At 68.0% G+C, this 11,865-nt stretch carries 14 protein-coding genes; 7 read left to right on the top strand and 7 right to left on the bottom strand.

The features are described 5' to 3' along the window. Window positions 1-44 precede the first annotated feature (44 nt). Entirely contained in the window at window positions 45-566 is a 522-nt protein-coding gene (locus CEK29_RS18310; RefSeq protein WP_094858896.1) for a hypothetical protein, read from the bottom strand. Window positions 567-626: 60 nt separating this feature from the next. Here CEK29_RS18310 and CEK29_RS18305 point away from each other — a divergent pair, with 60 nt between their 5' ends. From CEK29_RS18305 to CEK29_RS18290, 4 genes are all read left to right on the top strand, one after another. Next, window positions 627-1,523 carry a DMT family transporter gene (locus CEK29_RS18305; RefSeq protein ID WP_249279149.1) on the top strand — a complete coding sequence of 299 codons (897 nt, stop codon included), beginning with the start codon at window positions 627-629 and terminating at the stop codon, window positions 1,521-1,523. Window positions 1,524-1,681: 158 nt separating this feature from the next. After that, a complete protein-coding gene (ettA, locus tag CEK29_RS18300) occupies window positions 1,682-3,355 on the top strand; it encodes an energy-dependent translational throttle protein EttA (RefSeq protein ID WP_094802890.1) in 1,674 nt (557 codons plus the stop codon). A 228-nt stretch (window positions 3,356-3,583) separates the two neighbouring features. Next, a complete protein-coding gene (locus tag CEK29_RS18295; RefSeq protein WP_094858950.1) occupies window positions 3,584-4,123 on the top strand; it encodes an isochorismatase family protein in 540 nt (179 codons plus the stop codon). Between the two features lie 240 nt (window positions 4,124-4,363). After that, window positions 4,364-4,588 carry a glycine zipper 2TM domain-containing protein gene (locus CEK29_RS18290; RefSeq protein WP_094802888.1) on the top strand — a complete coding sequence of 75 codons (225 nt, stop codon included), beginning with the start codon at window positions 4,364-4,366 and terminating at the stop codon, window positions 4,586-4,588. 101 nt (window positions 4,589-4,689) lie between these two features. On the opposite strand, the gene CEK29_RS18285 is transcribed toward CEK29_RS18290, so the two are convergent. The 3 genes from CEK29_RS18285 to CEK29_RS18275 form a co-directional block, all read right to left on the bottom strand. Continuing rightward, window positions 4,690-5,022, bottom strand: coding sequence for a hypothetical protein (locus CEK29_RS18285; RefSeq protein ID WP_255176189.1), 333 nt, complete (start codon window positions 5,020-5,022; stop codon window positions 4,690-4,692). 96 nt (window positions 5,023-5,118) lie between these two features. Beyond that, window positions 5,119-5,385: a translation initiation factor IF-1 gene (gene infA, locus CEK29_RS18280; protein ID WP_094802886.1), complete on the bottom strand. Its 267-nt coding sequence runs from the start codon at window positions 5,383-5,385 to the stop codon at window positions 5,119-5,121. Window positions 5,386-5,877: 492 nt separating this feature from the next. After that, window positions 5,878-6,276, bottom strand: coding sequence for a GFA family protein (locus tag CEK29_RS18275; RefSeq protein ID WP_094802885.1), 399 nt, complete (start codon window positions 6,274-6,276; stop codon window positions 5,878-5,880). 214 nt (window positions 6,277-6,490) lie between these two features. Here CEK29_RS18275 and phnC point away from each other — a divergent pair, with 214 nt between their 5' ends. The 3 genes from phnC (at window position 6,491) to phnE (ending at window position 9,222) form a co-directional block, all read left to right on the top strand. Beyond that, window positions 6,491-7,318 (top strand): phosphonate ABC transporter ATP-binding protein, encoded by an 828-nt coding sequence (gene phnC, locus CEK29_RS18270; RefSeq protein WP_094858895.1) that lies wholly within the window; start codon window positions 6,491-6,493, stop codon window positions 7,316-7,318. A 55-nt stretch (window positions 7,319-7,373) separates the two neighbouring features. Further along, on the top strand, window positions 7,374-8,360 hold the full coding sequence (gene phnD / locus CEK29_RS18265) for a phosphonate ABC transporter substrate-binding protein (RefSeq protein WP_094802881.1): 987 nt from the start codon (window positions 7,374-7,376) through the stop codon (window positions 8,358-8,360). A gap of 64 nt (window positions 8,361-8,424) precedes the next feature. Then, window positions 8,425-9,222: a phosphonate ABC transporter, permease protein PhnE gene (gene phnE / locus CEK29_RS18260; protein ID WP_094858894.1), complete on the top strand. Its 798-nt coding sequence runs from the start codon at window positions 8,425-8,427 to the stop codon at window positions 9,220-9,222. Between the two features lie 127 nt (window positions 9,223-9,349). Here phnE and phnN read toward each other — a convergent pair whose 3' ends face one another. Genes phnN through CEK29_RS18245 form a run of 3 tightly spaced genes read right to left on the bottom strand, consistent with a single transcriptional unit; the run spans window position 9,350 to window position 11,838 of the window. Then, entirely contained in the window at window positions 9,350-9,910 is a 561-nt protein-coding gene (gene phnN / locus CEK29_RS18255) for a phosphonate metabolism protein/1,5-bisphosphokinase (PRPP-forming) PhnN (RefSeq protein WP_094858893.1), read from the bottom strand. Continuing rightward, window positions 9,907-10,635: a DUF1045 domain-containing protein gene (locus tag CEK29_RS18250; RefSeq protein WP_094858892.1), complete on the bottom strand. Its 729-nt coding sequence runs from the start codon at window positions 10,633-10,635 to the stop codon at window positions 9,907-9,909. The genes phnN and CEK29_RS18250 overlap by 4 nt, the downstream gene beginning before the upstream one ends. Window positions 10,636-10,638: 3 nt before the next feature. Then, window positions 10,639-11,838 (bottom strand): alpha-D-ribose 1-methylphosphonate 5-triphosphate diphosphatase, encoded by a 1,200-nt coding sequence (locus tag CEK29_RS18245; RefSeq protein WP_094802873.1) that lies wholly within the window; start codon window positions 11,836-11,838, stop codon window positions 10,639-10,641. Between the last annotated feature and the right edge of the window lie 27 nt (window positions 11,839-11,865).

The raw sequence follows: 11,865 nt of genomic DNA, 5'->3' as shown, positions 1-11,865 counted from the left end.
GCGTGGCCTTGGCCACGCCGTTTTGCGTCAGGGGCTGGCTGCGATCAGTGGCGGTGCGGGCTCGGCGGCAGGGCGCGGCGCAGGGCGTCTTCCTCGCCGTCGTCTTCGTCGTCCTCGTCGTCTTCATCGTCCTCGGGCTCGAGCGGATCTTCGCTCAGGGCGAACGGCAGGACGTCGGCCAGCTCGTCCGACCAGGCGCATTCTTCGCCTTCCTGGTCGAGTTTGACGAAGCGCTCGCCCTCCACCAGTGAAATCTGCACGGCCCACAGGTAGATGCAATCGTAGGTCTGCGTGGCTGCGTCGGGCAGGCCGCCCAGGCCGCCGAGCAGGCGCGCGTCCTTGCCGCCCATCTGCACGTGAGGCTGATCGTCGTCGGCCTCTTTGCCATCGGTATCGAGCGCCACGCCGAACGTGACCCACTCGGTGCCCTCGTCGCCCTTGCCGACTTCGGCGAGGACGGGGCGGCCCATGTAGGCGGACATGGCGTCGGCGGTCTTGGCGAGCATGTCGAGCTCGGCCGTGCTGAAGGTGACGATCGAGGCGGGAGCTTGGCTGGAGGCGGGCATGGTGGGTCTGGGTGCGGGCAAATGCGCGTACTATGCGCGGGTTTTCCCGTGAATTTTGCCATGACCGCCGCACCCTCCGCCCGCCACATGCTGTTTCCGTTGTTCGCCGCCCTGATCTGGTCGGTGAATATGGTGGTCACCAAGATGGCGGCGAGCACGATTTCGCCGGCGGCCATCGGCTTCTATCGCTGGGCGCTGGCGGCCCTGCTGCTCGCGCCGTTCGCCCTGCCGGGCGTGGTGCGGCAATGGCACCTGATCCGTCCCAACCTCTGGCGTCTGGGCGTGCTCGGCGCGCTGGGCATGGCGCTGTATCAGGGGCTCGCCTATGTGGCGGCCGCCACCACCACGGCAACCAACATGGGCATCATCACGGCGATGGTGCCCCTGCTCACCATCGGGGTGGGCACGCTGGTGTTGCGCGAGCGGCCCGCCGCCACGGCCCTGATCGGGGCGCTGGTGTCCCTGTTCGGGCTGGCGCTGTTGTTGGGCAAGGGCGATCCCTTGCAGCTGCTGCGCGCGGGGGTGAACCTCGGCGACGGGCTGATGGGCCTGGCCGCGCTGGCCTACGCCTTGTACGGCATCCTGCTGCGCAAGTGGTCGTTGCCGATCGGCGCATGGCAGTCGTTGTTCGTGCAGGTGATGTTCGGCGTGCTGCTCCAGATTCCGACTTTCGTGCTGGCCGAGCCGTCGCCACTGAACGCACAGAACATCCCGCTGGTGCTCTATGCAGGCATCTTTCCGTCGCTGTTCGCGCCGTTTTTGTGGATGCAGGGCGTGCGGCATCTGGGGCCCAACCGGGCGAGCCTGTTCCTGAATCTGATGCCGGTCGGAACCGTGGCGATCGCCATGGTGGCGCTGGACGAGCAGCCGCACCTCTATCACGTGACGGGCGGGCTGCTGGCCCTGGCCGGCGTCAGTCTGGCGCAGTGGCGGCCGGGCCGCGCCGCCGCCGTGTAGTAACCGGGCGCCGGGCACCGGGCGCCGGGCACCGGGCGCCGGGCACCGGGCGCGAGGCCCTCACGGGCGCGGAGAACCGGCGCGCCGCCGTCTGAAATCCGGGCCATGCCAAGGTGGCCTACAATCCAGGGTTTCGCATCCTGTCTCTCTACGAGCCCATGGCCCAATACGTCTACACCATGAATCGCGTGGGCAAGATCGTGCCGCCCAAGCGGCAGATCCTGCGCGACATTTCGCTGTCCTTCTTCCCCGGCGCCAAGATCGGCGTGCTCGGCCTGAACGGCTCGGGCAAATCGACGCTGCTCAAGATCATGGCCGGCGTGGACAAGGAGATCGAGGGCGAAGCCGTCCCGATGCCGGGCCTGAACATCGGCTATCTGCCGCAGGAGCCCGAGCTCGATCCCACCCACACCGTGCGCCAGTCGGTCGAAGCCGGCCTGGGCGCCGTGTTCACCGCCAAGCAGCGCCTCGATGAGGTGTACGCCGCCTACGCCGAGCCGGACGCCGATTTCGACGCGCTGGCCGCCGAGCAGGCCAACCTCGAAGCCATCATCGCCGCCGCGGCCTCCAGCGGCGCCGACGATATCGAGCACCAGATGGAAATCGCGGCCGATGCGCTGCGCCTGCCGCCCTGGGATGCCATCGTCGGCAATCTGTCGGGCGGTGAAAAGCGCCGCGTCGCGCTGTGCCGTCTGCTGCTGTCCAAGCCCGACATGCTGCTGCTCGACGAACCGACCAACCACCTGGATGCCGAAAGCGTCGAGTGGCTGGAGCAGTTCCTGCACAAGTTCCCGGGCACCGTCGTGGGCGTGACCCACGATCGCTACTTCCTCGACAATGCCGCCGAGTGGATTCTCGAACTCGACCGCGGTCACGGTATCCCCTGGAAGGGCAACTACAGCACCTGGCTCGAACAAAAAGAAGCCCGCCTCAAGCAGGAAGAGGCTTCCGAGTCCGCGCGCCAGAAGACCATCAAGAAAGAACTCGAGTGGGTGCGCCAGAATCCGAAGGGCCGCCAGGCCAAGGCCAAGGCCCGTATCGCCCGCTTCGAAGAACTGTCGTCCTACGAATACCAGAAGCGCAACGAGACCCAGGAAATTTTCATTCCGGTCGGCGAGCGCCTCGGCAACGAAGTCATCGAGTTCAACAACGTCAGCAAGGCCTACGGCGATCGGCTGCTGATCGACAACCTGAGCTTCAAGGTGCCCCCGGGCGCCATCGTGGGCATCATCGGCCCCAACGGCGCCGGTAAGTCCACGCTGTTCCGCATGATCGCAGGCCGCGAGCAGCCCGATTCGGGCGAAGTGAAGATCGGTCAGACGGTCAAGCTCGCCTACGTCGACCAGTCGCGCGACTCGCTCGCCGATGCCAAGACGGTGTTCGACGCCATCTCCGACGGCGCCGATCTGCTGACCGTGGGCAAGTTCGAGATGTCGTCGCGCGCCTACCTGGGCCGCTTCAACTTCAAGGGCGGTGACCAGAACAAGATCGTCGGCCAGCTCTCCGGCGGTGAGCGCGGCCGTCTGCATCTGGCCAAGACGCTCGTGGCCGGCGGCAACGTCCTGCTGCTCGACGAACCGTCCAACGACCTCGACGTCGAAACGCTGCGCGCGCTCGAAGATGCGCTGCTCGAGTTCCCCGGCAGCGTGATGGTGATCTCGCACGATCGCTGGTTCCTCGACCGTATCGCGACGCACATCCTGGCTTTCGAAGGCGACTCGCAAGTGGTCTTCTTCGACGGCAACTACCAGGAATACGAGGCCGACAAGAAGAGCCGCCTGGGCGACGAGGGCGCCAAGCCCAAGCGCCTGCGCTACAAGGCACTGAAGTAAACCCCAGGCAATGGGGCGAGAAGGCCGGACGCATGTCCGGCCTTTTTCATGGGCGGCGCGTGCGTGATCGCGGCGCGGCCGCGGGACCCCTCCTGGCCGGGCGTGCGGCGAGCGGTGCCCCTCGCCGGGCGCCCCTGGCCGGGCGCCCCTCGCGGGTCGGGGAGGGCGCATCTGGTATACGCTGAGGCATGTGCCGCCCGCCGGTGGCCGCTGCGGAGGATGTCCGTCATGAGCAAGCTGCTGCAGGCCGACTCGGCCACCCTGTTGATCGTCGACATGCAGGCCCGGCTCATGCCGGCCATCGAGCGGGGCGACGCGGTGCTCGCCGCCGCGCACAAGCTGGCGCAGGCCGCGCGGCTGCTGGATGTGCCGGTCGCGGCGACCGAGCACAACGCCGCCACCCTGGGCGCGACGGTCGAACCGCTCGCGGGCCAGATCCAGGCCGCGTTCCACAAGATGCATTTTTCGGCGGTACGCGAACCCGGATTCGAAGCCTGGCTGCCGCCGGCGCGCAAGACGGTCCTGGTGGCCGGCTGCGAAGCCCACGTCTGCGTGCTGCAGACCGTGATCGGGCTGGCGGAGCAGGGCTGGCACGCGGTGCTGGTGGCCGACGCCACCGGATCCCGCCGCGCCTCGGATCACCATGCGGCGCTGCGGCGGGCGCGCTCGGCGGGGGCCGATATCGTGACCACCGAGATGGCGATCTTCGAATGGCTGGGCACCTGCGAGCACCCGCGCTTCCGCGACGCGTTACGACTCGTCAAATAGGGACGGGTCCGGCGCAACAATTGTGTGTGCCGATCGAACAATTCCTATAGCTGGACACAATAATTGGGCAAACCTCACAGCAAAACGCGGATCCTTTTGCGATCCTGAAGGCTCTGAATCAATAAGACAACGCATCTTGCGCAGGGCGGGCCCGAAACTTGCGGGTAGGGCACCACCTCCGCGCGACGGTCCGGCCGTAAAGGGCGATGCGCGGTCCCGGCACAACAAAAGGAGCCCATCATGAAACTCGCTACTTTGTCCAAAGTCTGCATTGCCGCCACCCTCGCGGCGACCATGGCCGGTTGTTCCTCCTGGGACGGCATGAGCCATCGTCAGAAGAGCGCCGTCGGCGGCGCCGCCATCGGCGGCGTGGCAGGCGCGGTGATCACCAATGGCGGTGTGCTGGGTACCGTCGGCGGCGCCGCCCTGGGCGGCGTGATCGGCGATCAGGTCGGCAAGCGCTGATCCCCGGGCGGCATAGCCGCCCAAGCAAAGCGGGGCCCGTCCGGTGATGCCGGACGGGCCCCGCTTTATTTCATGGCTCGCGATTCGCTGTTTGCGCCGGCTTACGACACGGCCGCGGCCGCGGTTTCCATGTCGGCGCAGGCGCGGGTGTACAGCCGCTGGGCGTAATCCAGCTCCACGCCGAGTTCTTTGAGGTGCCCGCTCTGGTCATCGAGGCAATTGTCGTACTTGGTTTTGGCTTCGATGTAGCTCAGGCCGGTGTTGCGCAGGCTGTTGATGAAGTTCTCGCGCGACTCGCGCAGGAGATTCAGGTTTTTCTCGCCGTAATCGTAGATGTAGCGAGCCCGGGTGAGGCGATCGGCGGCCTGGCGCAGCTGTTCGCGCAGCGCCTGCTCCCGGTCTTGCGTCACGTCGGTGAAATCCTGATCCATCATGCCCGGCATCTTAACCGGACGGGCAAACGCCCGTTCGGCAAGACAGGGCCGGGATTTCGGTTCAGAGCGCCGGATCGACCCGGGCGCTCCCGCTGCTTAGCGGCGGAACTGCGGACGCGACGTGGGCGGGGGACCGCTACGCTCGTCTTTGTGGCGGAAATTGATCCGGCCCTTGGTCAGGTCGTAGGGCGACATTTCGAGGGTCACGCGATCGCCCGCCAGGATGCGGATACGGTGCTTGCGGATGCGGCCGGAGGCGTATGCGCCCACTTCGACGCCATTGTCCAGCGTCACGCGGTAGCGGCTGTCGGGCAGCACTTCGTCCACGATACCGTTCAGTTCGATGAGTTCTTCTTTCGCCATCTTTTATATCTCCTTGTCGAGCGCGGCGGTGGCAACCACAAGCGCTGCGGGGCGTTCCCAGACGGGGGACAGATTGAGACCGGACGCGAACGCCGGATACTGACTCGGGTACGGGCCATGACGCCTGGCTGGGACCAGGGAGGGGGCGGGTACTCGCCGCTGGGGCAATGTGCGCCAGGTGGCGCGGCTAGGTCGCAACGGCCAAACCGTTGGAAGAAGCGGTGGATGCAGAACGTCGGAGCGGTCCGTCGCAGGGCATCCGGGTCGTCGAGCCGGCAGGGGCGCCTCGGGGATCGTGCAGTGACACGGACCGGGTAAGCAGCGCAAATGCAGGCTTCCTGCGGAAAATCAACGACTTATTGTAGCGCGGATACCACGTTTTAGCCAGATGCCCGGGAATCTGCCGCGAGCAGGCCGCCGCGACCGTGGCATCGAGGCCACAGGCGGGCCGCCACGACGCGGGCGGCCGGTGCGAACCAGGGCGGGGCCGTGTCAGGGCAGCGGGCCCGGATGCTGCGGCAGGGTGTCGGTGATCTCGTGCCAGGGGGCCTTGTCGGCCACATGTACGTGGCACGCCGGGCGCACGCCCGGGTCGTCGTCGAGTGCGCCGAGGGGCAGGCCGTAGACCTCGGGCGTGGCGTCGAAGCGCGACAGCAGCGGCGAGCCGCAGGCACCGCAGAAGCCCCGGTAGCTGCCCGGCGACGAGCTGTACCAGGTGATATCGCTCTCGCCGCGGGTCCAGGTGAAATCGCTCACCTGCACGGTGGCGCGGCTGCGGTAGGCGCCGCCCTGGCTTTTGCGGCACATCGAGCAATGGCAGTTGAGGGCATTGGTGAGCGGGCCGTTGATTTCGTAGGCCACGCGGCCGCACAGGCAGGAACCATGCAACATGATGTAGACGTCCGGTACGCAGAGGAGGGAAGTCGGGTTTACCAGACTATACCGAGAACCGCGCCGGCCGTGGCTCTGCGCCGATTGTGACGCTCAGGTTTCAAGACCTGATCCGGCCCTGTCATTTTTTCGACAAATGGGACGGCGCACGTCATCAGGCGGTCACCCCCGATCGACAAAATCCCCTCCGTCAACAAACAACCAAGGGGGCGTCATGCCGAACTACGCGATCGAAGTCGAAGGGCTGTCCAAAACCTTCGCCGGCAAGCCGGCCCTCCAGCGCGTCGATCTGAAGATCGCCGAAGGCGAGATGGTGGCGCTGCTCGGCGCGTCCGGCTCGGGCAAGTCGACGTTGCTGCGGCATCTCGCCGGCTTCGTCGCGGGCGATGCGGGCGCGGGCCGCGTGACGGTCAACGGCTGCCTGATCCAGCACAACGGCCGCATCAGCCGCGGCGTGCGCGGCGCGCGCGCCGGCATCGGCTTTGTCTTTCAACAGTTCAATCTGGTGGGCCGCCTGCCGGTGATCACCAATGTGCTGACCGGCATGCTGCCGCGCGTGCCGCTGTGGCGCAGCCTGCTGCGCGTGTTCCGCCGCGACGAGATCGCGGCCGGCTGCGTGGCGCTGGCGCAGGTCGGCATCGGCGAGCACGCCTGGCAACGCGCCTCGACGCTGTCGGGCGGTCAGCAGCAGCGCGCGGCCATCGCCCGCACCCTGGTGCAGAACGCACGCGTGATCCTGGCCGACGAGCCCATCGCCTCGCTCGATCCCGAGTCGTCGCGCCGCGTCATGGACACGCTGGCTCAGATCAATCGCGACCGCGGCGTGGCCGTGGTGGTGTCGCTGCATCAGGTCGATGTGGCGCTGCGTTATTGCCCGCGCGTGGTGGCCCTGCGCCATGGCCGCGTGGTGTACGACGGCCCGGCGCGCGAGCTCACGCCGGCCATGCTGCAAGACCTTTACGGCGCCGATCTGGGCGAGCTGCTGCCCGCCGCCAACGGTGCGCGCGCGCCGCTGCTGGAGCCCGCGCTGGCCCTGGCCTGAACGCCGCGCGACCCCGACCGATTTCCCCACCCTGGCTTACCTACGGAGCCTCTTCATGCTGCGCAGAACCTTCTGCTTCCTGCTGGCCTCGGCCGCCCTGTCCGCCGGCGCCCACGCGCAGGATCTCAAGACGCTGAACTTCGGCATCATTTCCACCGAATCGTCGAGCAACCTCAAGTCGGCCTGGCAGCCGCTGGTCGACGATCTGAGCAAGGCGCTCGGCGTCGAGGTCAAGCCGTTCTTCGCCTCCGACTACGCCGGCATCATCGAAGGCATGCGCTTCAACAAGGTGCAGGTCGCCTGGTACGGCAACAAGTCGGCCATGGAGGCCGTCGACCGGGCCCAGGGCGAGGTCTTCGCGTCCGTGATCGACAAGGACGGCAACCCGGGCTACTGGTCGGTGCTGCTGGTGAACAAGTCCAGCCCGATCAACAGCGTCGAAGACGTCATCAAGCAGGGCAAGACCCTGAGCTACGGCGCCGGCGACCCCAACTCCACGTCGGGCACGCTGGTGCCGGGCTACTACCTGTGGGCCGCCAACAAGGTCGATCCCAAGACGCTGTTCAAGAACGTGCGCGTCAGCAACCACGAGACCAACCTCCTGTCGGTCATCAACGGCCAGGTCGACGTGGCGGTCAACAACACCGAAGCGCTCGAACGCTATCGCATCAGCACGGGCAAGAATCCGCAGGATCAGGTCAAGGTGATCTGGAAGTCGCCGCTGATCCCGGCCGACCCGATGGTGTATCGCACCGACCTGCCGGCGGACGTGAAGACCAAGCTGCGCGACTTCTTCGTGAACTACGGCAAGGGCGCCAATGCCGAGCACGAGCTCGCCGTGCTCAAGGGCCTGACCTACAAGGGCTTCCGCGCCTCGGACAACGGCCAGCTCGTGCCGATCCGCCAACTGGAATACGCCAAGGAAAAGGCGCGCGTCGAGGCCGACACCGCGATGAACGCCGGCGAAAAGTCCAAGCGCATCGCCGACCTGGACCAGAAGCTGGCCGCGCTCGAGAAGCAGGCCCCCACCGCCAAGCAATAAGCGGCACGGGCGGACGCGGCGACCGCCGCGTCCGCGCCCTCGCCACCTTTACCGGATCTTCCTCATGTCCCTGGCTGCTTCCAGCACCGTCTCCCTGCCCACGGGCCCTCGTTCCTCGCTTCCCATGATGCTCGGCTGGGCCGTCCTGATGGCCCTGTTGATCGGCTCCTGGAATGGCGCGGACATGCGTCCGCTGGACCTGTTGCGCGACTCCGGCAATATGGCGCAGTTCGCGTCCGACTTCTTCCCGCCCGACTTCCGCGACTGGCGCATGTACCTCGACGAGATGATCGTGACGGTGCAGATCGCGGTGTGGGGCACCTTTCTTGCCGTCGTGTGCGCGGTGCCGCTGGCGCTGCTGTGCTCGTCGAACATCGCACCGGTCTGGATCTACCAGCCGATGCGCCGGCTGATGGACGCGTGCCGCGCCATCAACGAGATGGTGTTCGCCATGCTGTTCATCGTGGCGGTCGGCCTGGGGCCGTTCGCCGGCGTGCTCGCGCTGTGGGTGCACACCACGGGCGTGCTGGCCAAGCTGTTCTCCGAGGCCGTCGAGGCCATCGACCCGCGGCCGGTCGAGGGCGTGCGCGCCACCGGCGCCAATGCCGTCGAGGAGATCGTCTATGGCGTGATCCCGCAGGTGCTGCCGCTCTGGATTTCGCTCTCGCTCTATCGCTTCGAGTCCAACGTGCGGTCGGCCTCCGTCGTGGGGATCGTGGGCGCCGGCGGTATCGGCACCCTGCTCTGGGAAATCATCCGTAGTTTCCGCTACGCCGAGACCTGCGCGATCATGATCATCATCATCGCGTTCGTGGCGTTCATCGACATCGTCTCGGCCCGCATCCGCGCCATGCTGATCTGAGCCGCCGACATCGTATTGTCATGCGCCGGCCTCAGAATGGCGCTTCCGAATCATTGCCGTGCCCGACACCGGGCCCGGCCCCTCACGTGGCGTCCCGCCTGCAGACCAGGCCGGGGCGCCACTTTTTTTATTCGGCGCAATCGGATTCGAGCGCGCGCAGCAGGGCATCGGCCGCATGCTGTGGCACGCTGTTGTTGAGGATCACCACGTGGCGGCAGCCCGCGGGAATGGGGTAGTCAGCGCTGGCGCGCGCCAGACGCTCGGCGATCTGGGTCGCGTCTTCGCGGCCCCGGCCGACCAGCCGCGCGCGCAGCACCGCGGCGTCCACCTGCAGACTGACCGCCGTCAGGCCCGGATAGCGCGCATGCGCCTGGGCCAGATGGGCGCGCGAGCCGTTGATCACCACCGTGGCGCCGATGGCGAGCCAGGTATCGATTTCGACGCCGATGCCGTAGCGCAGGCCATGGCTGTGCCAATGCAGCGCGAAGCAGCCCAGGCCCGCGCGGCGGTCGAATTCATCGGGCGGCAGGTGCAGCGACGCTTCGTCGGCGCCGCCGGGTCGGGTGATGTAGCGATGCGCGACGAGCAGCGGGCGGTGCGCGGGCTGGCGCTCGCGCAACAGGCGCAGCACCGTGTCCTTGCCGCTGCCCGACGGCCCCATGAGGTACACCAGGCCGTGACCGTTCATGATCGAACGGGCAGCCAGGCAGCGCCCGCGCCATCGCGCACGCTGCCATCGAAGCCGTAGTGGCGGGCGATCAGGAAGTCGGCGCCGGGCTCGGGCTGCACATACAGGCTGACGGCGCTGGCCGGCATCGGCTCGGCCGCCAGCGGCGCACTGAGCGTGGTCAGCGCCGCTTCGGCGGCATGCAGCGCGGGTTCCGCCAGCATGCCGCTTAGCGTGATGTGAAAGCGGTAGGTGTCGAACGCGTAGGGGTAGCCCCAGCGCATCAGCATCGCGCGTTCGGCGTCGGACAACTGTTCGGGACGGCGCCTTGCCAGCTCGGCCTCGGTGGCGGGGGCGCGCAACGGGTCGAGAAAGGCGACGGCATCGTCGGCGAGGGCCTGCATCGCGCGACGGCCGGTGTCGTCGTCGGCGGCGATGCACCAGGCCAGAAATCCGCGCAGCCGGCGCAGCGCCAGCCGCACCTGGAAGGGCGCGTGGCGGCGGGCCAGCGCGCGCAGCGCGGCGTCGAGTTCGGTGGCGTCGGCGCCATCGGCCAGCCGCAGCGGCGCCTTGAGCGTGGCATGCAGGCCGTACAGGCGGGGTGCGCTTGTCCAGTCGGCCGGCGCCTCGGAAGGCAGGGCGGCGCCGGTCTGCGCGCAGCGGCCCAGCCAGGCGCTGCCGTGGTCCCACCACGCGCCCTCGGGCGCGAGGTAGACCGCGTAGCGATGGGCGAGGGGAGGGGGCATGATTCAGGCGGCCAACGCGGCGGCGCGCTCGGCCTCGAATTGGCGCGTGGCATAGCGCAGCGCACCGCCGACCACGGCCGCGCAGACGCGGGGCATGCCCGGCACGCTGTCGTCGACCACGATCAGGTCGGCGATGCGGCCCGGCGTGAGGCTGCCGCGGTCGCGCAGGCCGGCGGCGCGCGCCGGGTTGGCCGACACGAGGGCCCAGGCGTCGACCAGGGGCAGCACACCGGTGTCGGCCAGCTTCAGCGCGGCGAGCAGCGGTGCGGGGTAGTAGTAATCGGAGGTCAGGACATCGCACAGGCCGGCACGCACCATGTCGGTCGCGCCGGGGGCGCCGGTGTGGCTCTTGCCGCGCACCACGTTGGGCGCGCCGAAGATCACCGAGTTGCCCAGGTCCCGCGCGACGCGGGCGGCTTCGGGCGTGAGCGGAAACTCCGCGACTTCGCAGCCCAGGCCGTGGTAGTAGCGGCGGGTGCTTGCGTCGGGGTCGTCGTGAGAGGCGACCTTCAGGCCGGCCTCGTGCGCGCTGCGCACCAGATCCCGCATGGCGCTCGCCACGCGGTCGGCGCCGCTCATGGCCTGGCGGATGCGCTCGCGGAAGGTGTCGAGATCGCACTCGGCGCGATCCGCATACTGCAGCAGCTTGCGGTCGTCGCCCAGCCGGCGCGCCATGCCGGGCAGATGATCGTTGAGCGCAAGAAAACGCACGCGGCCCGCGCGGATCCAGTCCTGTGCGAGCGCCACGCCATCGAGATGGTGGGTTTCGAAGCGCAGATGCACATAGTGCCGTGCGGCCAGCTCGTCGCGCAGCGTGTCGAGCGCGCCGAACATGTGTTCGGCGTACGGCTCGCCGCGCAGCCCGCCTTCCCACGACAGCGTCACGCCATGAAACTCGGTGGTGATGCCGTTGGAGAGCAGCTGGCGGTCGACGTCGAGCAGCGCGTTGTTGTACGGGAACGCGACACCGGGCCGGGGCATGACGGCGCGTTCGAAGGCGTCGCCGTGCAGGTCCACGATGCCGGGCAGCACCAGCAGGTCGCCTGCGTCCAGCCATTGGCCGTGGCGCCGCGCGGGGCCACCCGCGTCGTCGATGAGCCCGCCATGAAAGCGCAGGCTGGCGACGCCGGGCCCGGAGGGCGTCAGGATGCGCTTGCCGGTGATGCCGGCCAGCAGGGGGGCTGGAGCAGAAGAAGGATTCATGCGGCGTACCTTACCGAAGCCACATTA

Source organism: Bordetella genomosp. 5, assembly GCF_002261475.1.
GTDB lineage: Bacteria > Pseudomonadota > Gammaproteobacteria > Burkholderiales > Burkholderiaceae_B > Bordetella.
The sequence above is the reverse complement of the archived record's forward strand: the minus strand, read 5'-3'. Positions and strand labels throughout refer to the sequence as shown.